At 39.8% G+C, this 19364-nt stretch carries 18 protein-coding genes; all 18 read right to left on the reverse strand.

Going from position 1 to position 19364, the window contains the following annotated elements; genetic code table 11:
* Position 1 precedes the first annotated feature (1 nt).
* Complete coding sequence (gene hisA, locus B9N62_RS01265) at positions 2–712, reverse strand: 1-(5-phosphoribosyl)-5-[(5-phosphoribosylamino)methylideneamino]imidazole-4-carboxamide isomerase (RefSeq protein ID WP_087584017.1); 711 nt, start codon at positions 710–712, stop codon at positions 2–4.
* Positions 712–1323 carry an imidazole glycerol phosphate synthase subunit HisH gene (gene hisH, locus B9N62_RS01270; RefSeq protein WP_087584018.1) on the reverse strand — a complete coding sequence of 204 codons (612 nt, stop codon included), beginning with the start codon at positions 1321–1323 and terminating at the stop codon, positions 712–714. The genes hisA and hisH overlap by 1 nt, the downstream gene beginning before the upstream one ends.
* Positions 1324–1339: 16 nt before the next feature.
* On the reverse strand, positions 1340–3121 hold the full coding sequence (pglF, locus tag B9N62_RS01275; RefSeq protein WP_087584019.1) for a UDP-N-acetylglucosamine 4,6-dehydratase (configuration-retaining): 1782 nt from the start codon (positions 3119–3121) through the stop codon (positions 1340–1342).
* Positions 3122–4213: a UDP-N-acetylbacillosamine transaminase gene (pglE, locus tag B9N62_RS01280; protein WP_087584020.1), complete on the reverse strand. Its 1092-nt coding sequence runs from the start codon at positions 4211–4213 to the stop codon at positions 3122–3124. It lies immediately after the preceding gene.
* Positions 4214–4260: 47 nt separating this feature from the next.
* On the reverse strand, positions 4261–4851 hold the full coding sequence (pglD, locus tag B9N62_RS01285) for a UDP-N-acetylbacillosamine N-acetyltransferase (RefSeq protein WP_087584021.1): 591 nt from the start codon (positions 4849–4851) through the stop codon (positions 4261–4263).
* Complete coding sequence (pglC, locus tag B9N62_RS01290; RefSeq protein ID WP_087584022.1) at positions 4838–5443, reverse strand: undecaprenyl phosphate N,N'-diacetylbacillosamine 1-phosphate transferase; 606 nt, start codon at positions 5441–5443, stop codon at positions 4838–4840. The genes pglD and pglC overlap by 14 nt, the downstream gene beginning before the upstream one ends.
* Positions 5436–6551, reverse strand: coding sequence for a N,N'-diacetylbacillosaminyl-diphospho-undecaprenol alpha-1,3-N-acetylgalactosaminyltransferase (gene pglA / locus B9N62_RS01295; RefSeq protein WP_087584023.1), 1116 nt, complete (start codon positions 6549–6551; stop codon positions 5436–5438). The genes pglC and pglA overlap by 8 nt, the downstream gene beginning before the upstream one ends.
* A gap of 2 nt (positions 6552–6553) precedes the next feature.
* Entirely contained in the window at positions 6554–8653 is a 2100-nt protein-coding gene (locus B9N62_RS01300) for an STT3 domain-containing protein (protein WP_087584024.1), read from the reverse strand.
* A complete protein-coding gene (gene pglJ, locus B9N62_RS01305) occupies positions 8646–9770 on the reverse strand; it encodes an N-acetylgalactosamine-N,N'-diacetylbacillosaminyl-diphospho-undecaprenol 4-alpha-N-acetylgalactosaminyltransferase (protein WP_087584025.1) in 1125 nt (374 codons plus the stop codon). The genes B9N62_RS01300 and pglJ overlap by 8 nt, the downstream gene beginning before the upstream one ends.
* Complete coding sequence (locus B9N62_RS01310; RefSeq protein WP_087584026.1) at positions 9767–10810, reverse strand: glycosyltransferase; 1044 nt, start codon at positions 10808–10810, stop codon at positions 9767–9769. Before B9N62_RS01310 ends, pglJ begins: the two co-directional genes overlap by 4 nt.
* Entirely contained in the window at positions 10807–11865 is a 1059-nt protein-coding gene (locus B9N62_RS01315) for a glycosyltransferase (RefSeq protein ID WP_087584027.1), read from the reverse strand. Before B9N62_RS01315 ends, B9N62_RS01310 begins: the two co-directional genes overlap by 4 nt.
* Complete coding sequence (locus B9N62_RS01320) at positions 11862–12794, reverse strand: glycosyltransferase family 2 protein (RefSeq protein WP_087584028.1); 933 nt, start codon at positions 12792–12794, stop codon at positions 11862–11864. The genes B9N62_RS01315 and B9N62_RS01320 overlap by 4 nt, the downstream gene beginning before the upstream one ends.
* The gene (locus tag B9N62_RS01325) at positions 12795–13556 is read right to left on the reverse strand and encodes a glycosyltransferase family 25 protein (protein ID WP_087584029.1); all 762 of its coding nucleotides are present in this window, start codon (positions 13554–13556) and stop codon (positions 12795–12797) included.
* Positions 13557–15074 carry an MATE family efflux transporter gene (locus B9N62_RS01330; protein ID WP_087584030.1) on the reverse strand — a complete coding sequence of 506 codons (1518 nt, stop codon included), beginning with the start codon at positions 15072–15074 and terminating at the stop codon, positions 13557–13559.
* Positions 15074–17200 (reverse strand): STT3 domain-containing protein, encoded by a 2127-nt coding sequence (locus B9N62_RS01335; protein WP_087584031.1) that lies wholly within the window; start codon positions 17198–17200, stop codon positions 15074–15076. The genes B9N62_RS01330 and B9N62_RS01335 overlap by 1 nt, the downstream gene beginning before the upstream one ends.
* A gap of 8 nt (positions 17201–17208) precedes the next feature.
* Positions 17209–18441 (reverse strand): nucleotide sugar dehydrogenase, encoded by a 1233-nt coding sequence (locus B9N62_RS01340; RefSeq protein WP_087584032.1) that lies wholly within the window; start codon positions 18439–18441, stop codon positions 17209–17211.
* Positions 18438–18878 (reverse strand): ecotin family protein, encoded by a 441-nt coding sequence (locus B9N62_RS01345; protein WP_087584033.1) that lies wholly within the window; start codon positions 18876–18878, stop codon positions 18438–18440. The genes B9N62_RS01340 and B9N62_RS01345 overlap by 4 nt, the downstream gene beginning before the upstream one ends.
* The coding region (locus B9N62_RS01350) for a UDP binding domain-containing protein (RefSeq protein WP_141083193.1) at positions 18875–19364 on the reverse strand (490 nt) is incomplete at its 5' end. The genes B9N62_RS01350 and B9N62_RS01345, both read right to left, overlap by 4 nt.

Here is a 19364-nt window from a genome sequence, read left to right on the forward strand (position 1 = left end):
GCTAGCCAACTTGTTTGAAAGCATCTTTTAAATCAAGTCGTCCCTCATAGTAAGCTTTACCAACGATCACGCCAGCTATCTCATTTGTCTCTTTTAGTGCCAAAATGTCGTTTATATCGCTCACACCGCCACTTGCTATGGTCTCAAGCTTGCTGCTTCTAGCTATTTGCAAACTAAAATCAACATTAACTCCGCTAAGCATTCCATCTTTGTTAATATCGGTGCAAATCACAGCTTCTACACCCACATCTGCAATTTTTTTTGCAAGATCGACTGCTTTTATGCTTGAAACCTCACCCCAGCCTTGCACTGCCACATAGCCGTCTTTAGCATCTATGCCAACTACGACCCTGTAAATTCCAGCCATTTTTGCTGTAAATTCTGGATCTTTTAGAGCAACTGAACCAAGGATCACTCTGCTAACTCCAAGGTCCAAATAGCGCTTTATACGCTCTTCATTCCTTATGCCACCACCCACTTGCACCTTTAAATTTGTAGCTTTTACTATCTTTTCTATCGTGTTAAAATTTATAGCTTCCCCTGCAAATGCTCCGTCAAGATCGACCACATGCAGCCATTTTGCGCCGTAGCCTTCAAACCTCTTAGCAAGCTCACTTGGCTCACTGCTATAAATTTTAGCGCTTTGCATGAGCCCTTTACTAAGCCTAACTGCTTGCCCCTCTTTTAGATCTATCGCTGGGAAAATTTCCATCACAACCTCGCAAAATTTTCTAAAATTTTAAGTCCAGCTTCATGACTTTTTTCTGGATGAGGCTGAAAGCCAAAGATATTTTCATGCCAAACCGCACTTGTAAATTCATATCCATAAGTCGTCTTTGCCAGTGCAAATTTATCATCACAAACCACGTGATAGCTGTGTACAAAATATAAATACTCAAGCTTTTTTAGTCCTAAATTTAATGGGCTATTTTGCTTAAATTCCAAAGCATTCCAGCCAATGTGAGGTATTTTTAATGGCTTATCGAAATTAGTTTCATTAAATTTTACAACCTCACCGGGCAAAAGAGAAAGTCCCTCATACTCGCCAAACTCGAAGCTTCGCTCAAATAAAAGCTGCATACCAAGGCAAATACCAATAAAAGCTTTGCCGCTTTTTACGGCTTCTCTTACGGCTTCATCCATGCCGTTATTTTTTAGCTTTGTCATCGCCTCACCAAAAGCTCCAACGCCTGGCAAAACAATGTGTGAATACTCTTTTAAATTTTCAGGCTTACTTACTAAGACACATTTTTTGTCAAGAAAATCAAAAGCATTTATCACACTTTTGATGTTTCCAGCCCCATAGTCAATTATCGCTATCATTGTTCTTTGCCTCTAATTAGCCTTTTAGATTTAGTGCATGATTAAACTCAGGAACGATCTTTTTAAGTGCAGGTGCGATCTCATTATCCTCAAGCTGTAAAAGCTCACTTATCTGCGAATTTAAAAGCGTCAAATCATATGGCTGTGAATGCGTCACAAAGATCGACTCATACTTGGTTTGAACATCGTCTTTGTTAATAAGTAGCTCCTCATAAAGCTTCTCGCCCGTCCTAAGTCCTACAAATTCGATACCCAAATGCTCTTTATTTGAAAGAAGCAGCATCTTTTTAGCAAGATCAACGATCTTGATTGGCTCGCCCATATCAAGCACAAAAAGCTCGCCACCTTCTGCAATAGAGGCAGCTTGAAGTACTAGCTGACACGCCTCAGATGTGAGCATAAAATATCTTGTGATCTCTGGGTGAGTGACGCTTAGTGGCTTATTTGCAGCGATCTGTGCTTTAAATTTAGGTATAACTGAGCCACTTGAGCCAAGGACGTTACCAAAGCGCACGCAAACTATCTCACATACACCTGCTTCGTTTGAATTTAGTGCGTAAAGCTCGCAGACACGCTTAGTTGTACCCATTATGTTTGTTGGACGCACAGCCTTGTCTGATGAGATCATGACAAATTTTTTAACACCATATTTCTTTGAAAGATCGACAGCATTTTTTGTACCAAGGATATTGTTTTCGACAGCCGAGCGAGGGTTTAGCTCACAAAGCGGCACGTGTTTATATGCTGCGGCGTGGATAACAATCTCGGGTTTAAAGTCAGCAAAAACTTCTTCAAAATCCTTTAAATTTGTGATATTTACAAGCTTGCTAATAGTTCTTTTATCTTTTGTATCTTCGCCTATTTTATAAAGGTTAAACTCGCTGTGCTCAACCATTATAAGCTCACTTACACCAAATTTCAAGCACTGCTTACAAATTTCACTTCCTATACTGCCTCCAGCTCCAGTGACAAGCACTCTTTTATCTTTTAAAAAATTTGAAATAGCCTCTGGATTTAAGTCTTTTGGCTTTCTAGCTAGCAAGTCTTCGATCGAGATATCCTTGATCGGCTCATTTTCGATAAGAGAGAAGAGCTTCATATCTCTTATGCCATATCCACTTAGCTCATCAACTAGAGCTTGAAGCCCATCTTGATCAAGCGCAAGTGCGATGATAGCGGTCTTTGCATCGTAATCTTTTATCAAATTTGGTATCTCTTTTTTATCTTGCACTAAGAAACCATCACAATAAGTGCCCACAAGATCACTTCTACCATCCACCACACCAACTGCGTAATAGTCAAGATACCCTTGCTTTAAGCCACGCAAAACGTGAAGTGCTTTTGAGGTAGCACCTATAACAACACAAGGCTCGCCTTTGTGAGGTTTGTTTGAAAAGTCAAGCACCATGCGCTTTGAAATTCTCAAAAGTCCAATAAGTAGGCACGAGATTAGAAGATCAATGAAAATAACGCTTCTTGGGTATGGATTAAAGAAGTCTTGTATTATGAAAAATATGATCGTAAACAAAACCGCTGAACAAACGTGAGCTAAGAAAATTTTTCTAGCCTCATTTAATCCAAAAAATCTCCACGGAACCTTGTAAATTTTAAATATCCACAGAAAAATAAGTTTAAAAACGATCAAAAATCCTGCCGTTACAAAAAGCCCTTGGATGTAGATATCTGGAATATTTGCATTAAATCTTAAAAGATAGGCCGCATATATCGAAAAGGCAAATATAAAAACATCACCGATAAGGAAAAATATAAGCCTTTTTAACTTTGTCGCATGAAACATTTACGCATTTTCCTTGACTATTTTTATCACTCTTGCTTGTGTCTCCTCACTCATATCGCTACCGCTTGGCAAGCAAATTCCTCTTGAAAATAGATCTTCACTGCAACCATCAATAAAGCTTAGCGCACCCTTAAAAACAGGCTGCATATGCATAGGCTTCCAAAGTGGTCGACTCTCGATATTTTGATCAGCTAGTGCTTTTATGACCTTTAAATGCGCATCTTTTTTAGTAAAAACGCCAGTTGTGAGCCATCTGTTGCCACGAGAATCTGCTAGCTCTGGCATAAATTCTAAAACACCGCTAAGCTCTTTTTCATAAATTTCAAATACTTTTCTCTTTTGCTCGACTCTTTTTTCTAAAACTTCCATCTGTGCCACGCCAATAGCGCCCAAAACGTTGCTTAAGCGGTAGTTGTAACCATAGTCCTTGTGCTCGTAGTGAAGTAGCGGCTCCCTTGCTTGCGTGCTGTAAAATCTAGCTTTTTCTACAAATTCGCTATCTCCAACTAGCATACCGCCGCCTGAAGTGGTGATGATCTTGTTGCCATTAAAGCTATATGCACCCATCACGCCAAATGTACCAAGCGCCTTGCCACCGTAAAATCCGCCAAGTGCTTCAGCTGCATCCTCGACCAAAGCGATACCCTCGTTTTGGCAAATTTCGTAAATTTCTTTCATCTTTGAAGCTTGACCGTAAAGATGTGTGACGACTAATGCCTTTGGCTTTTTAGGTAAATTTGATATCGCTTTTTTAAGTAGCTCTGGGCTTAAATTCCAGCTCTCGTCGCTATCTATAAAAACTGGAGTTGCTTTTTCGTAAAGTATAGGCGAGACTGAAGCCATGAAAGTAAAGCTAGAAGCCAGTACAAAGTCGCCCTCTTTCACGCCAAGGACGCGAAGCGCTAGGTGAAGCGCCGCCGTTCCTGCAGATAGCGCTAGCGCGTCTTTAGCGCCGGTGTAAGTTTTAATGCTCTCTTCAAATTTATTGACATATTCGCCAAGCGGCGCTATATAGTTGCTTTCAAATACTTTTTTTATATATTCCTGCTCTTTTCCACTCATGTTTGGTGGAGATAAAAAAACCCTATCCATTTCATCCCTTTCGTGATTTTTGGCGATTTTAGCACTTATTTTTAAATTTATATCTTAGCACGCTCGCATGCTGGCACGCCATAAGCCTTTGTGCCATCTTTTATATCTCTAACAACCACACTTCCAGCGCCGATGATGCAGTTGCTGCCGATGCTTATACCTTGAATGATGCTTGAGCCGATACCTATGTGCGTAAATTCGCCCACGCTAACGTTTCCAGCAAGGGCTGCATTTGGGCTGATATGAGCAAATTTACCTATCACACACTCATGCTCTATCACCGCACCAGAGTTTATGATAGCGCCCTCTTTTATGCAAGCTTTTGCGTTTACCACGGCATTTGGCATGATAACTACGCCTTTTTCTATCACAGCACTTTCGCTCACAACAGCGCTTTTATGGATCAAATTTACTATCTCAAAGCCAGCAGCCTCCACCTTTTGGCTGATCTTTTGCCTTGTTTTATTGTCGCCAATGGCTATTATGATGTCAGCTTTTTCAAGCTCTGGGCTAAATTTACGCTCACTAGCATCATCTAAAAAAACTATCTCATCATAGCCATTATTTCTAGCGATATCAGCGACTACAAGGCCATGACCACTCGCTCCATAGATGTAAATTTTCTTAGTTTTTGCCATTAAATTTCTCCGTCGTCGCCTGCCCCTCTTTGCTGACGCCACTTCGTTTTAGCACCTTTTCTATTGTCTGCAAGGCGATCTTTACATCAAGCATAAAGCTTAAATTTTTAGCGTAATATACGTCGTATTCAAATTTTTTCTCCCAGCTTATGGCGTTTCTGCCATTTACTTGTGCCAGGCCCGTGATACCAGGGCGCACGTCGTGGCGGTGCTTTTGTATTTCGTTATAGATGGGCAGATACTCAACCAAAAGCGGCCTTGGCCCAATGAAGCTCATGTCGCCTTTTAGCACATTAAAGAGCTGTGGCAGCTCATCAAGGCTAAGCGAGCGGATCAGTTTGCCAAATTTACCAAGACGCTGCTCATCTGGCAAGAGCTCGCCATTTGCGTCACGCTCATCGCTCATCGTCTTAAATTTATAAATTTTAAAAATTTTCTCATTAAGACCTGGTCTTGCTTGTGTAAAAATTACGTCACGGCTCACCTTAAAATAGATGAAAATCGCCGTTGCTATGATGATAGGCGATGTCAAAATAAGCAAAAACAAAGCCCCCAAAATATCAATCACCCTTTTTAAAAAATTTCTATACATCTATAAATTTCCTATAAATTTCTATATATCTTTTTGCGATTTGCTTCTCGTCAAACTCGCTAACCGCCCAGTTCCTGCCGTTTTGCCCAAGTCTAGCACAAAGTGCTTCGTCATCAAGCAAAATTTTTATCTTTCCAGCAAGATCATTTGCGTCTTTTACCTTGCATAAAAGCCCGTTGTAGCCCTCTTTTACAGCTTCATTGCAGCCTGTCACGTCACTTGCAACAACTGCTTTAGCCATGCTCATCGCCTCTAAAACCGTTCTTGGAAAGCCCTCTTTATAGCTTGGCAAAGCTAGCAAATAAGAAGCCTTTAAAAGCTGCGGTATATCATTTCTAGCGCCAAGATAACGTACTTTGCCACCTTTTAAAAAACTCTCATCTGCGGTTGATTTATTACCAGCAAAGCCCTCGCCCACAAAGACAAATTCGCAGTTTTGGTAGCCATTTAAAATTTCTGCTGCCTCGTAAAATTCTCGAACGCCCTTGTGCCACATGGCTCTTGCGATCATTAAAATCATCTTTTTTTCACCTAAGTCCGCTGCTTGCGTTATGGCTGGGTCAAATTTAGCAGTATCTACGCCGACACTTTTTATGCGATACACTTTGCTTTTATCTATCAAATTTTTTGAGATCAGATAGTCTGGATCCGCGTCATTTACGAAGATGCAAGCATCAGCCTTTGCAAAAGAGAGCTTATAAAGGCTCTCCATGACAAAACGCACAGCCTTTGTCTTAATATCATCATCGATATAAAAGCTGCCAAGACCTTCAACCAAATTTATCACATGCTTTATACCAGCGTTTTTAGCGGCAAATGTGCCAAATACATTTGACTTATGAGCGCCAGTTTGCAGCAGGTCCAAATTTAGCTCGCCTAAAATTTGAGATAGTTTTTTTGAGTTATTTATAACAGTTAGTGGATTTAGACTGGCTTTGTCAAGCTCGTAAGTGACGGAGTGAAAGCTTTTAGCAAGCTCGCCGGTAAAGTCACCTTTTGGAGCGATAGCAAAAACCTCGTGCCCCATATCTTTTAAGGCTTGCATAATAGGCCGTCTAAAAAAGTGTATGCTCATGTCAGCGTGGCTTAAAAACCCTATCTTTGCCATTTTTACCTCTTTAGCCTATAAACTTTTGCCGCGCCATCAAGTATGACTGGCTCAAAAATTTTTGGATCGTACCTTTCAAGCACGAAAAGCTGGATGTAGGCGCTATTTAAAATGCTCTCATCAAGGATGATAAATCTACCATAATCCCTCATAAAAATGACAGAAATATTTGAGCTTTCGTTATTTTTATACTCTTTGACATTTAGTTTGCCAGACTCGTCGTAGTCAGTCTCTATGAAAGATCTTAGCGGCAAGACGTTGTTTTCATAGATCAAATTTGTGACATCACTTGATAGTGTAAATCCACCATTTAGTCTAATGCCATTTTCATTTTGAGAGATCGCTCTTGTGACGATAAAAAGTCCGTTGTTTAAATTTTTACCACTTTTTAGATCGATCTTACTAAATTGCAAAATGGTCGGAAAAATACTAAGCATCCTATCTGGCAAGTAGTAGTAAATATCCCTAGTCTTTGCTGGCAGGCTAAAATTCGCCTCTTTTATATCACTAAAAAACTGATCAATGCTTGCGTTTCTCTCTTTTAAAATTTGAGCCAAGTTGCCGTTAAATCTCTCCTTGAAATTTCGCTCTGTGTACTCAACATCAAGCCTTGCCATATTTGCCGAGCTCATCTCGTCGCTTCCAAGCGCAAAGCTCACGGCAAAATTTTCACGTCCAAGGTGCTTTCCGCCGTCAATGAGCGTCTTAACATCGCTGTAATATCTGATCGGATATCCATAGTCCCACCACGCAACCACGTAGTCCTCGCGTCCTGCGATGCCTTTTAGCTTATTTAAAATTTCAACCTCTTTATTTACAAAGACTGGCTCAGCCTTGTAGCCATAGATGTGAATGAGCGCTGGAGCAAGCACGAGAGCCGCTATGAACGCTCTTATAAGATTTAAAACAGCCCCTTTTAGCTTTAAATTTGCAAGTACAAACTCTACTAAGTAGCCAAAGCCAAGCGCCATGATAGGCACAGCATAAATAGTAAATCTAAGGCCACTTTTAAATGCCAAAAAGCCAAGAGCTAGCATACCAAGCGAGACGGCAAATGAGCGGTATTTAAAGCAAAAAAGAACAACGCCAGCAAGCGAGATCAAAAATGTGATGACATTTGCGCTGATCCTCTCGCAAAATAGCGTAAAATCAACGATACTTGACTCTTGGATAGTTTGATTGACATTAAAAAAGTGAAAGCTCATGCCTCCAACTTCAGGCGCGTCCCTAAAGACGTAAAATTTAAGCTGAAAGATTATCGGATTTAGTCCGCCACGAATTACAAAAACAATAAAAACAACTGCCAAAATACCAAGAGCAAATTTTAAATTCATCACCTCTTTTTTAAAAAGACAAAACGCATAAATAGCGATGACAACGATAAATTTAAGAGTTAGATCAAGGTTTGAGATAGCAAGTAAAAGCAGTGAAATTTCAAGATAAAAAAGTGGATTTTTTCTATCAAAAATAAGCGTATAAAGTAAAAATAGCCCAGTTAAAATGCTAATAAGCGAAAATGCGCTCGCATACCACCACATATAAATAAGCACACTCAAAGGTGCGATTATTAGGCTCTTTGCGTCCTTTTTCTCAAGTACTCTAATAAGTCCCCAGACGACAAAGACGCTAAGTGGGATGATGAGCATGTCAGTGTCGTAGTATCCTGCCATAGTGCGGTTGTAGTAGCTATTTGCGACCACCGCAAGAAGTGCAGCGATGAAGCCAGCAAATTTTAGCTTATACTCATTTGCGATTAAGATAACTGGCACAGCGACAAGCGATGAGAAAAATACACTCATATAAATCATCGCAGTCTCAAGCTTGACGCCTAGAAATTTCACGATCCAGTAAGTAAGCGTCGAGAGCGGATAGCCGTAGTAGCTAAGGTCATTTTCTTGGTGAAAGCCAGCTAGCATATCCCTTGCACCCTCGGCAAATGCGTAGCCGTCGTTTGTACTGATCATCAGCTCGTTGTTCCAGAAAAATACCGGATATTCACTCGCCCAAAAGACCCAGTAAAGCCTACAAATCACGCTAAAAAAGACTGCGACAAATATCATCAAGTATAAAGAGTAATTTTTAAAAAATAAATTTCTATTCATTAGGATTTTCCAAAAAATTTATAAGCTCGCTCGCTATATTTTCACTATCAAAAAAATTAGCCCGATTATACGCAACATTTTCAAAATTTTGCCTTATTTCAGGCGTGTTAAGCACCTTTATCATCGCCTCTTTCATCGCATTTTCGTCATCAACTGGTACCAAAATACCAAACTCACTCTCGCCCAAAAGCTCCTTTGCACCGCTCTTGTGCTCGGTTGAGATGATAGTTTTTTCACATGCTAGTGCTTCAAGCAAGACATTTGAAAAGCCCTCAAAACGCGAGGCACAAAGCAAACACGAGGCGTTTTTTATATGCCTAAAAGGGTTTTTATCAGTGTCAAGAAGCTTTACTCGCTCGCCAATGCCGAGCTTATCTATCAAATTTTGTAGCTCGTCTTTTAAAGGCCCTTTACCAAGGATACCAAGCGTGGCACGAGGGTCGTTAATGGAGGCGATTATTTTTATTAACATGGCTTGATTTTTACCGCTATCAAGGCGGCCGATGTTTATAAAAAATGGCTTAAAATCATCCTTAAGCGGCTCATCTTTTAGCAAATTTATAGTTTTTAGATCAAGGGCGTTATAAAGCACCTTTGTTTTATCCTCGCTCATACCAAAATTTCGCACCAGATCCTCTTTGTTGCCAGCTGCATTTGCCAAAATGAGATCAGCTTTTTTATAAAGATGAGTGAGTAAAAATTTATTAACCCTACCGCTTAGATCGTCTTTATATAAGATAGATGGGCAGCTTCGCTCGCTGATAACCAGCCTAGCCCTTAGCCCTAAAATCCTAGCAACCCCAGCGATATAGCAAGGGCGGTTCATCAGCACAAACTGCGTGTCTATGCTTAAATTTTGACAAAGCTTTTTATACTTAAACGCGAGCATTGGCATCGCCAAAAAAAGCCTTGCAAGCTTCTTTAGCCCGCTTTCATAAGGATCGCTATTTTCTATAAAGTGGATATTTACCTCACTTGGTATCTCGTAGGCGATGACCTTACTCATTAGCACGAGATGGACTTCATACTTTTTAACCAAAAATGGCAGTAAATTTGCCACATTTCGCTCAGCCCCGCCAGGGCCCATCGAGTATAAAAAAACGGCTAATTTTTTCACTTACTAACAACCTTTTTGATAAATTCACGCCACTGCTTGCTGATATTTTCTTTGCCAAATAAATTTGCATTTTTACTGGCGTTTTTTGCTAGTTTTTGTCTTAAAATTTCATCTTTTAAAAGCATTTCAAGTTTATCTTTTAGATTATTTGCGTCGCCATTTTTAAAGATAAGTCCGTCCACACCGTCATCTATAAGCTCTCTTGCACCCACAGTGTCGCTACTTAGCCTAGCGCAACCAAAAGTGCCTGATTCTATTAGCACGTTTGAAAGACCCTCGCTTCTTGAGCTTAGAACAAAAATTTTAGCCTCACTATAAAGCTTACTAACATCACTCATGTGACCTAGAAATTTAACATTAAGCCCCAAATTTGACGCCATTTGCTTTAGCTCACTCTCTTGCCTGCCGCTGCCTGCGATCTTTATCTCCCAGCCATCAAGCAAGCTCTTATCTACCTTGCTAAGCGCGTCAAAATAGACATCATAGCCCTTTACCGCCTCCAGCCTTGCCACGCTTAAGATGACGTTTTGCTTCTCGCAAATTTCAGGCACGTCGATAAAAAGTGGATTATGTATGACCTCGCGATTTTTGGCAAATTTATAGTAGTCGTAGTCGCTTTTGCTTAGCACACTTAAACCATCTACAAATTTATAGGCAAGGTCACGCATAGCGCTTGCGACCTTGCTTTTTAGATAGCTATGCTCGTGATGCTCGGTTGCTATTAGTTTGCTCCTTAGACCAGCATTTGCCAGTACGCAAGCGACGTTCGTCCAGTCGATAAAGCTCATTATTAGATCAGCCCTTTGCTCCTTAAAAAGCGTTCTAAGGGCGAAAATTTTCTTAAATTTTAAAGCGACGCCTGAGCCAGTTACGTTAAGATTTATGATCTTTATCTTTTCACTAAATTTATAAAGTCCAAGGTCCTCTTCAAGCAGGGCGATAGTGATCTCATTGTCTTTGCAAAGCTCATTTGCAAGCACGTTTAGCACACGCTCGGCTCCGCCGTTTCTAAGCGCGGCGATGACAAAAAGAATTTTCACTTCACACCTCCAAGCCTTAAAAGCTCCAGCCATTTTTTATAAATTTGCTCCACGCTAAACTCATCAAGTCTAGTCTTTGCGTTTTTAGCAAATTCACTCATCTTTGCCTCATCTTGCACCAAATTTGCAAGCTTTTTACTCATATCATCAACGTCATTTATCTCACAAAGCAAGCCATCAAAGCCATCTTTTATAAGCTCTTTTGCCCCGCTAGTCCTTGTCGCAACACGCACGCAGTCATAGTTTATCGCCTCTATCAAGGTGTTTCCAAGACCCTCGAAATTTGAGCAAGAGATCAGCACCTTTGCTCTTTTATAAAGTGAGGCGATGTCGCTAACGTTGCCTAAGAATTCGACATCAGCGCCCAAGCTTTTAGCTAAATTTTCTAAATTTGCTCTCTCGCCGCCATCTCCAGCAACTGCGAATTTATAGCCGCTTTGCTTTAAGCTTGCAGCCACTCTTACAAACATTTCGCAGTTTTTTATCTTATTTAGCCTACCAACAAAAATTACTAAATTTTCTTTAGTAAAGCTCTCGCTGCGCACCTCCTCAAAGAGTGGGTTGTAAATTTTCATCACATTTTTGCAAAATTTCGAGTAGTAGCTAAGATCCTCGTCGCTTAAGACGCTAAGTGCGTTTGCAAATGGATAGCTTATGCGTCTTAGCACCTTAAAGATCGCCCTTTTTGGCGCAAGATAGTTTGTGTGCTCGCTTATTATTATAGGCGTTTTTAACCCAGCTGAGCTAAAGAGTACCAAGGTATTTACGGCGTCTAAAAAAGATATCACAGCGTCAAATTTGCCCTCTCTTATGAGCGCCCTTAAAGCAAACACCTTTAAAACTCTCTTTTTTAAATTTCCAACCAAGCCAAGCTCATCAGCCCCAACGCCTAAATTTATGAGCTTTACGCCACTTGCCAGCTCGTAAAATGGCTCATCCTTGTCAAATTTAACAAGGCTTACATCGTGATCCAAGCTAAATCTTGATGCGATCACCGCGCAAACTCGCTCCGCACCGCCACTTCTAAGCGTTGATGTGACAAATAATATCCTCATACGCCAAACCTTTGCTTTATCTTTACTCTAAGCTTTGAGAGTGCTGGCAAAATGCCACTTGGAAGCGGACTAAGCAGCAAGAAAATAAACGCTTCTTTACTAAATTTAATGCTAAGGCTTTTAAAGATACAACTTAACATAAGGCCATATTCGCCTGCTATTTTGGCGTAGTAAGCGGCGTTTTTATACTGCATAGCTAGAAATTTTGGCTCATTTTTTATAGCGATGGCGTAGTGTAAATTTGCAGTTTTTATATAGGCGTTTGCAACGTTTAACGCGTGCTTGCCAGCATTTAGCGTCGCACTATCGCTTCTTGCGATGCGGTAGATGTAAAGTGGCTTTTTAAGATAGAAGACATTTTTTTCAAAAAAGCGGATGTAAAGCTCATTTTCACCGCCAAAACTGCTCTCATCAAACCTAAAATCATCTATAAATTCACGTGAAAAAAATTTAAAATACTCGCCATTTATCCGCCCGCAATGATAATCAACCTTGCTCATCGCCCCGCTTTGCTTATACGGGCTCCTGCCGGCCATCACTTCGGTCATCACGCCATCTTTTTCGCAAATCGCGTCTGCAAAAACGCACGAATACTCGCCACTTTTTAAAATTTCATAACACTCAGCAATCGCCTCTGGTAAAAGCTCATCGTCATCATCAAGCAAGCAGACAAACTCGCCTGTTGCGTTGTCAAAGCCGTTATTTTTATTGCCATTTGGGCTCTTTTTGTGGGCTGTGTTTTTTACAAATTTGATCCTTGCATCGTTAAAACTCTTGCAAATTTCACTTGCGCTCTCGTTATCGCCGTCATCTGTCACGATGATCTCTAAATTTTCATAGCTTTGAGCTAGAGCACTTTTTATGGCCTTTTTTAAAAGCTCTGGACGCTTATAAGTCGCGGTTACTATGCTGATTAATGGCCCACTCATCTAGCCCCTTTTAAAAATTCTCTCATAGCCTTGAAGCTTTTCAAGCCGTGAGAAAAATATAAATTTAAATGTTTTTATGTATGCCTTTAAATTTGCATTGTATCCTCTCTCAAGGCGCTCCCCCTCGATGTTTGAGCCACTAAGATCAGTTGGGTGCGCAAAAAGATCACAAAAATACATCTGCATATCATTAACACCAAGCAAATAGTCCCAAACATCAGTCGTGCAAAGTGCTTTTTTATGAATTTCGAGCAAATTTTTAGCGCTTTTTTTAGTTAGCACATAGGCCCCTGCTCTATAAATGCTTGAAAATGAGTGCTTTGAAACCTGCCAAAGAGGCTTGCTTAGGCTAGTATTCACCTTTTTGCCAAAGGCGCTAAACCTGCCATCTAGCCCATCTTGCATGCCACATATCAGCACGCTGTTTTCAGGCATCTTGCTAGCTGCTAAAAAGGCCTCTTTTATGGCCTGATCACCCCCTATCACGTCGTCTTCAAAGATGAGGGCAAATTTTGCCTCGCTTGCCAAAAACGCCTCGTAGGCTTTCACATGCGAGAGTGAACAGCCGACTTCTGATGGGCTTAAAATCTTGCCGTAAGCCTTAAATGATGGCGAAATGATCTTATAGTACTCCCTTGCGTTTAGCTCCCTGCCATCCACTGCGTCTATTAGCTTAAAGCTATCATAAGAGCCAAATTTCTGCTGTAAAAGCTCGCGCCTTTTGGTGTCTTTTGCCAAAGAGATCAGATAAATTTCATCCATTTAAGACCTTTTAAATTTTTTTAAAATTTTACGCCAGACTATGCCTCTCTCGAAGGCATTAAAAAACAAAAAATATCCCAAAACATAAGCTGCGCTGGCGTATATCGCAGCAAAAATTGCAAATTTTAGCCAGTTATCCAAGCTCACAAAGTCCTTGCAGGCAAACATCGCAAGCACGCAGAGCGCAAAAACGGCTAAATTTTTAAAATAAACCCCGTAAAACGTGGTGAGCTTCACCTCTAAATTTAAGGTGGCATTTATGAGGTCAAAGCCAAGAATTCTTATGCTATAAAAAATGGCTGCGACGATGACGATACCATAAACGCCGTAGTCACTAAATTTAAGCAATGTGATCTGCGCTATGATCGTGCTAACGCCAAGGATAGTGTTGGCGATGGCTGGTCGGCGAAGCTTGTTTGTCGCACTATCAAGGTTAAAAAGCGAAAAAACAAAGCTTATAAAAACGATCGGCACAAGCGTGATCATCGAGACGTTGTAGATAAATTTGACCTCATCAGCACTTTTAAAAGGTAGCCAAAGTGTGTAAAAATCAAGCCCAAAAACGACGAAAAATGCTGCCGGAGCGCTCATCACAAAGGCAATCACCTTCATCGAAAATTTAGCCTCTTTTATGAGGTCTGTGATCAAATTTTTAGAGTAAAGCTCGACAAATTTTGGTGCAAAGATACCGCTAAGCTGTGCTACAAAGCTCTCAAGTATGATAGGGGCGGCCTTGGCGACAGAAAGAAGGCCAGTGGCGTTTGCATTGATAAAAATGTTGCAAATAAATAGGTCCATGCCTGTTAAAAGTATGCGATTTAGCGCATTAAAGCTGTTCCAAATGCCAGAGCTTAGAAGCTCTTTGATCTTAGAAAAGTCAAATTTACTAAGGCTAAATTTTAGCTCTGGCGTGATGCGAGCTGACATAAAAATGGTGCTAAAAAAGACAAAAAGGCTAGCAACTAGCGCTGAGATGGCGATGTATGAAATGAACGGCTTAAAAAAGAAAAAGAGCGCTACGATGAGGGCTGCTAGGATCGCGCTTGAGATGGCGTTTCTGATGGAGAGTAGGTAGAGCTTGTTTGTCACAAAAGCACAGACCGTCAAAACGCCGTTAAATAGCCCAACGCAGAAATTTATAAAGTAAAAAACAAGGGTCATTCTCACATCAAAGAGTAAATTTTCAGGGACGTTTAAAAAGCTTTGCAAATTTAGTATAAAAATGGAGCTAAGCACCACGACAACGGCACAAAAGAAGATATTTACAACAAGCACTGACGAGTAGTAGGTGTTTGCAAGGCTTAGATCTTTTTTGTGCCACGCATGAGCGACAAAGCGCCCACTAACCGAGTTTATCGCCACACTCACGACTGCTGCGTAGCTAACGATCGCGTTGCTAAGGCCCACAAAGCCAAAAGCTTCGTTACCAAGGCTTTTTAGGATAAATGGCGTAAGAAAGAAATTTATGCCCATTGATACTACAAAAACGACGATTGAGCTTATTAGATTGATTAGCATTAGATTTTTAACCTGTAAATTTTTACGCCACTTGAGATGACAAATGGCTCAAAGTATCTATCATCAGCCCTTTCAAATATAAAAAGCTGTACAAAAGATGAGTTAAAAGCATTTTCATTAAGCAACAATATCCGCGCATAATCTTCCAAAAAAATGACATAAATTTTAGCGTTTTCATCTACGATTTTTTCATCTATTCGCAAATCTCTTCCAGCACCTTTTACCTTATAAAATGATTTTACGGCTATTTTTTCGCCGTTATGTATGATAAATTTTTGCTCATTTGTAGGCAAAGTATAGCCGTCTCCAAGGTCGATACCAGCTTCGCTAACGCCATTTAATGCACTAACATGATAAAAATCCTCTTTTTGCCTTTTACCAGTTGTGACGTCGATATAGCTATATCTAAAGATATTTGGTGCGATGTCAATCATATTAGGTACAAGATAGTAATAAACCGCCTTCTTTGCCACCAGCTGAGAAAAATTTTCACTTTCAAGCTGGCTTAAAAAAATATTTATATCGCTTGTGTTGTAGTCTTTTAAAATTTTATCTATTGTCCTTATATTTTGCTCAAGCGAGATGTCATTATACGTAACTGCCGCTCTTGCAAGTCTAGCCGAAAATGTCTCATCTTTTCTCAAAGCAAGGCTAACAAAATAATTATTTTCGCCACCTTGTCTGCCAGGATCGTTTAAAGTCATAACATCAGCAAAATACCTTATAGCATATCCGTAATCCCACCATGAAAATACATAATCATCGCGCTTTGTGACCTTTTTGAGTTCATCAAGCGCCAATGCTTCATCACGGCTAATTACAGTCTTTGGCCTATATAAATAAGCAAAATCTAAATTTATAGCAAGAGTGGCTACGACAAAAACCGAAAGTGATAAATTTTTAATAGAATTTCTAAGATCAAATAAATTTAAAAAAAAATGCAAGAAATACCCAAAACCAAGCGCAACAAGTGGTGTTACATACATAACAAATCTAACTCCACCAAAGAAAGAGAGGAGTCCAAGTCCAAGCATTGGCAAAGTAAGTAAAAATGGACGAAAATTAAAGCAAAGTAGCAAGTATCCAATAATAGCTGCCATTAATATAAGAATATTTCCTGACATGAAATATATAAAATACAAAGGACTGGCACTTTTTACTTCGCTGATGAAATTATACTCATTTATAAAGTGAAATTTATCGCTAAGAATTTCATTACCTTTAAAAACATAAATGCCCATCTTTGAAGTAATGAAATCAAAACCACCAAAATAGATAAAAATAGCTAGCATTAAAGTAAGAAAAATGGTTAAGTTTCTAGCTGAGAGTAAATTTTTATATTTGCAAAAAAGAGAGAAAAATAAAGCAATAACCACTAAATTAAAAATCAAAATTTTATTTGCTATTAGTGGATCTTTAGTAAAAACATTTGAGCTTACGATGCTTATAAACATAAAAAATACCGCTTGATAATTTTGCAATCTATCTCGCATAAAAACTAGCGTATATAGTAAAAACATAAAAAAAATACTTAAAATAAGTGCATATGAGCTTTGATACCACCAAAGATAAAGCGACACAAAGACTCCAGGCAAAACGATAAATTTTTGTTCATTTGTGTTTAAAAGCCTGATCAAAAAATAGATGATAAAAAGCGCAAATGTGACATTTAACATGTCACTATCAAAATATCCAGGCGATGTCCTTGAAAGATAGCTTGGTAAGATAACACTCATAAATGCAGCCACAGCCCCAGCTTTTAGAGCTTTAAACTCATTTGATATCAAAATAACTGGAAGTGTGATAAGAGGAGCCAAAAAGGCACTCATGTAAAACATCACGCTTTCGATCTTAAAAGGAAAAACTTTGCAAATATAAAAAACTATAGTTGAGATTGGGTGATTAAAGGGGCTAAAGTCATTTTGCTGATGAAAGCCAGCCAACATGTCTCTAGCACCTTCTGCGTAGTAGTATGAGTCATTTGTCGTAAGCATAAATTCGCCATTAAAGTAAAACTCTGGCATCTCCTTTGCCCACAATACCCAGAGCATCCTAGCCACAAATCCAAACAGATAAGCAGCCAGAAATATAAGTAAAATTTTACAATTTACGCTTACTTTGTGCACTAAATTCCTTACAGCCTAGCGTCAGCCTTTGGATAGATATTTTTTATATCGTAAACTAAATGGCCTTTTAAATTTAGCTTTTTAAACTCATTGTGAGCTACGGCGATCACGATGCAGTCGTAGTCATCTAGGTTATACTCTTTTACTAGATCAAAGCCGTACTCGTGTTTTACCTCAGCGCTATCAGCCCAAGGATCAGTCACATCGACCTTGCAGCCAAAGTCTTTTAACTCATCAACTACGTCTATAACGCGAGAATTTCTTATATCTGGGCAGTTTTCTTTAAATGTCATACCAAGAACAAGCACGCGCGCTTTGTTGATAAGCACACCCTTTCTTATCATTAGTTTTATCACTTGATCGGCTGCGTATCTTCCCATGTCATCGTTGATACGGCGACCTGCTAGGATCATTTCAGGATGATAGCCTACCTCTTGAGCTTTGTGAGTAAGGTAGTATGGATCTACGCCGATGCAGTGACCACCAACTAGACCTGGGCGGAAATTTAAGAAATTCCACTTAGTACCAGCAGCTTCAAGCACGTCAATAGTGTTGATACGAAGCTTTTCAAACAGCATCGCAAGCTCGTTTATAAAGGCGATATTTATATCACGCTGAGTGTTTTCGATGACCTTTGCAGCCTCGGCTACTTTGATGCTTGAGGCCTTATGAGTGCCAGCTGTGATGATCGAGCGATAAATTTCATCAACCTTGTCAGCGATCTCTGGAGTCGAGCCACTTGTGATCTTTTTAATCTTTGTAACAGTGTGCTCTTTATCACCTGGGTTTATACGCTCTGGAGAGTAGCCGCAGAAGAAATCTTTGTTAAATTTAAGCCCACTCTTTTCAAGAAGTGGCACGCAAATTTCTTCTGTAACGCCTGGATAAACGGTGCTTTCATAAACAACGATGTCGCCTTTTTTAAGCACTTTTGCCACACTCTCAGTCGCTTTTACGACTGGAGTTAGATCAGGGCGCTTGTTCTTATCTATCGGAGTTGGAACGGTCACGATGAAGAAGTTGCAACTTCTAATATCATCTAAATTTAGACTAAATTTCATGCCATTATCGATCGCTTTTTTCATCTGTTCGTTACTAAGTTCAAGCGTTCTATCATAGCCACTTTTAAGCTCTTCTATACGTTTTGCATTTACATCAAAGCCTACTACTTCGTACTTTTCGCTAAAAGCTGCTGCAAGTGGAAGTCCCACATATCCAAGTCCTACTACTGCTATTTTCATTTACTTTTTCCTTTCTTTTTTGCTTCTATCTTTTTTACGCGTTCATACATTCTTATTTCCGCACTTACACCTTTTGGAGTTATGATTCTAATAGGGCTAACGCCTGGTAAAATTTTAGTGAATTCATAATAAACCCGCCTCTTTTTCTTTGAGTCCTTGCATAGCATCATCGTTTGCGCTAGCTTATCACCGCCGCTAAATTCGTAATAAACCCCGGTCGCATCCTCTTTTTGTTCAAGCTTTCCGCCGAGTAAAAAGGCGAAGTTGCAGTCGATTTCTATCTCTTTAAAAAACGCGACTTCGTATTTAAAATAATCAGGCGGCATCTTTGAGATAGGTAGCTCAAAAATATTTTCCTCGGTTTTTGGCGCATTTTCGCCTGCCAAAAGTGTAAAAGGAAGCGCGCAAGCTACGATAAAAAGTAAAATTTTTCTCATGTCTTTACTCCGATTTGGAAATACTTAAATCCGTGTTCGGCTAAAGCTTTAGCGTTGTATTGATTTCGTCCGTCAAATATGACAGCGTTTTTTAGCCTCTCTTTGATCTCCATAAAATCAGGCGATCTAAACTCACTCCACTCAGTTACAAGCACCATTGCATCGGCACCATTAAGAGCGTCATATTTATTTTTAGCGTATTTCACATCTAAATTTGGCATATATTTTTTCGCTTCTTCGCTCGCTTTTGGATCGTAAGCGACCACTTTTGCGCCAGCTTCATCTAAAAGCTTTATCAAAGTTAGCGAGCTAGCCTCGCGCATATCGTCTGTGTTTGGCTTAAACGCAAGCCCCCAAAGTGCAATCGTCTTGCCCTTTAGATCGCCGACAAAAAAGTTATAAATTTTATCAAATAGCACTCTTTTTTGAGCCTTATTTCTTGACTCGACCGCGTTTAAAAGCTCTGGCTCAAATCCGTTTTGCCTA

It is taken from the genome of Campylobacter concisus (assembly GCF_002165785.1).
Lineage (GTDB): Bacteria > Campylobacterota > Campylobacteria > Campylobacterales > Campylobacteraceae > Campylobacter_A > Campylobacter_A concisus_W.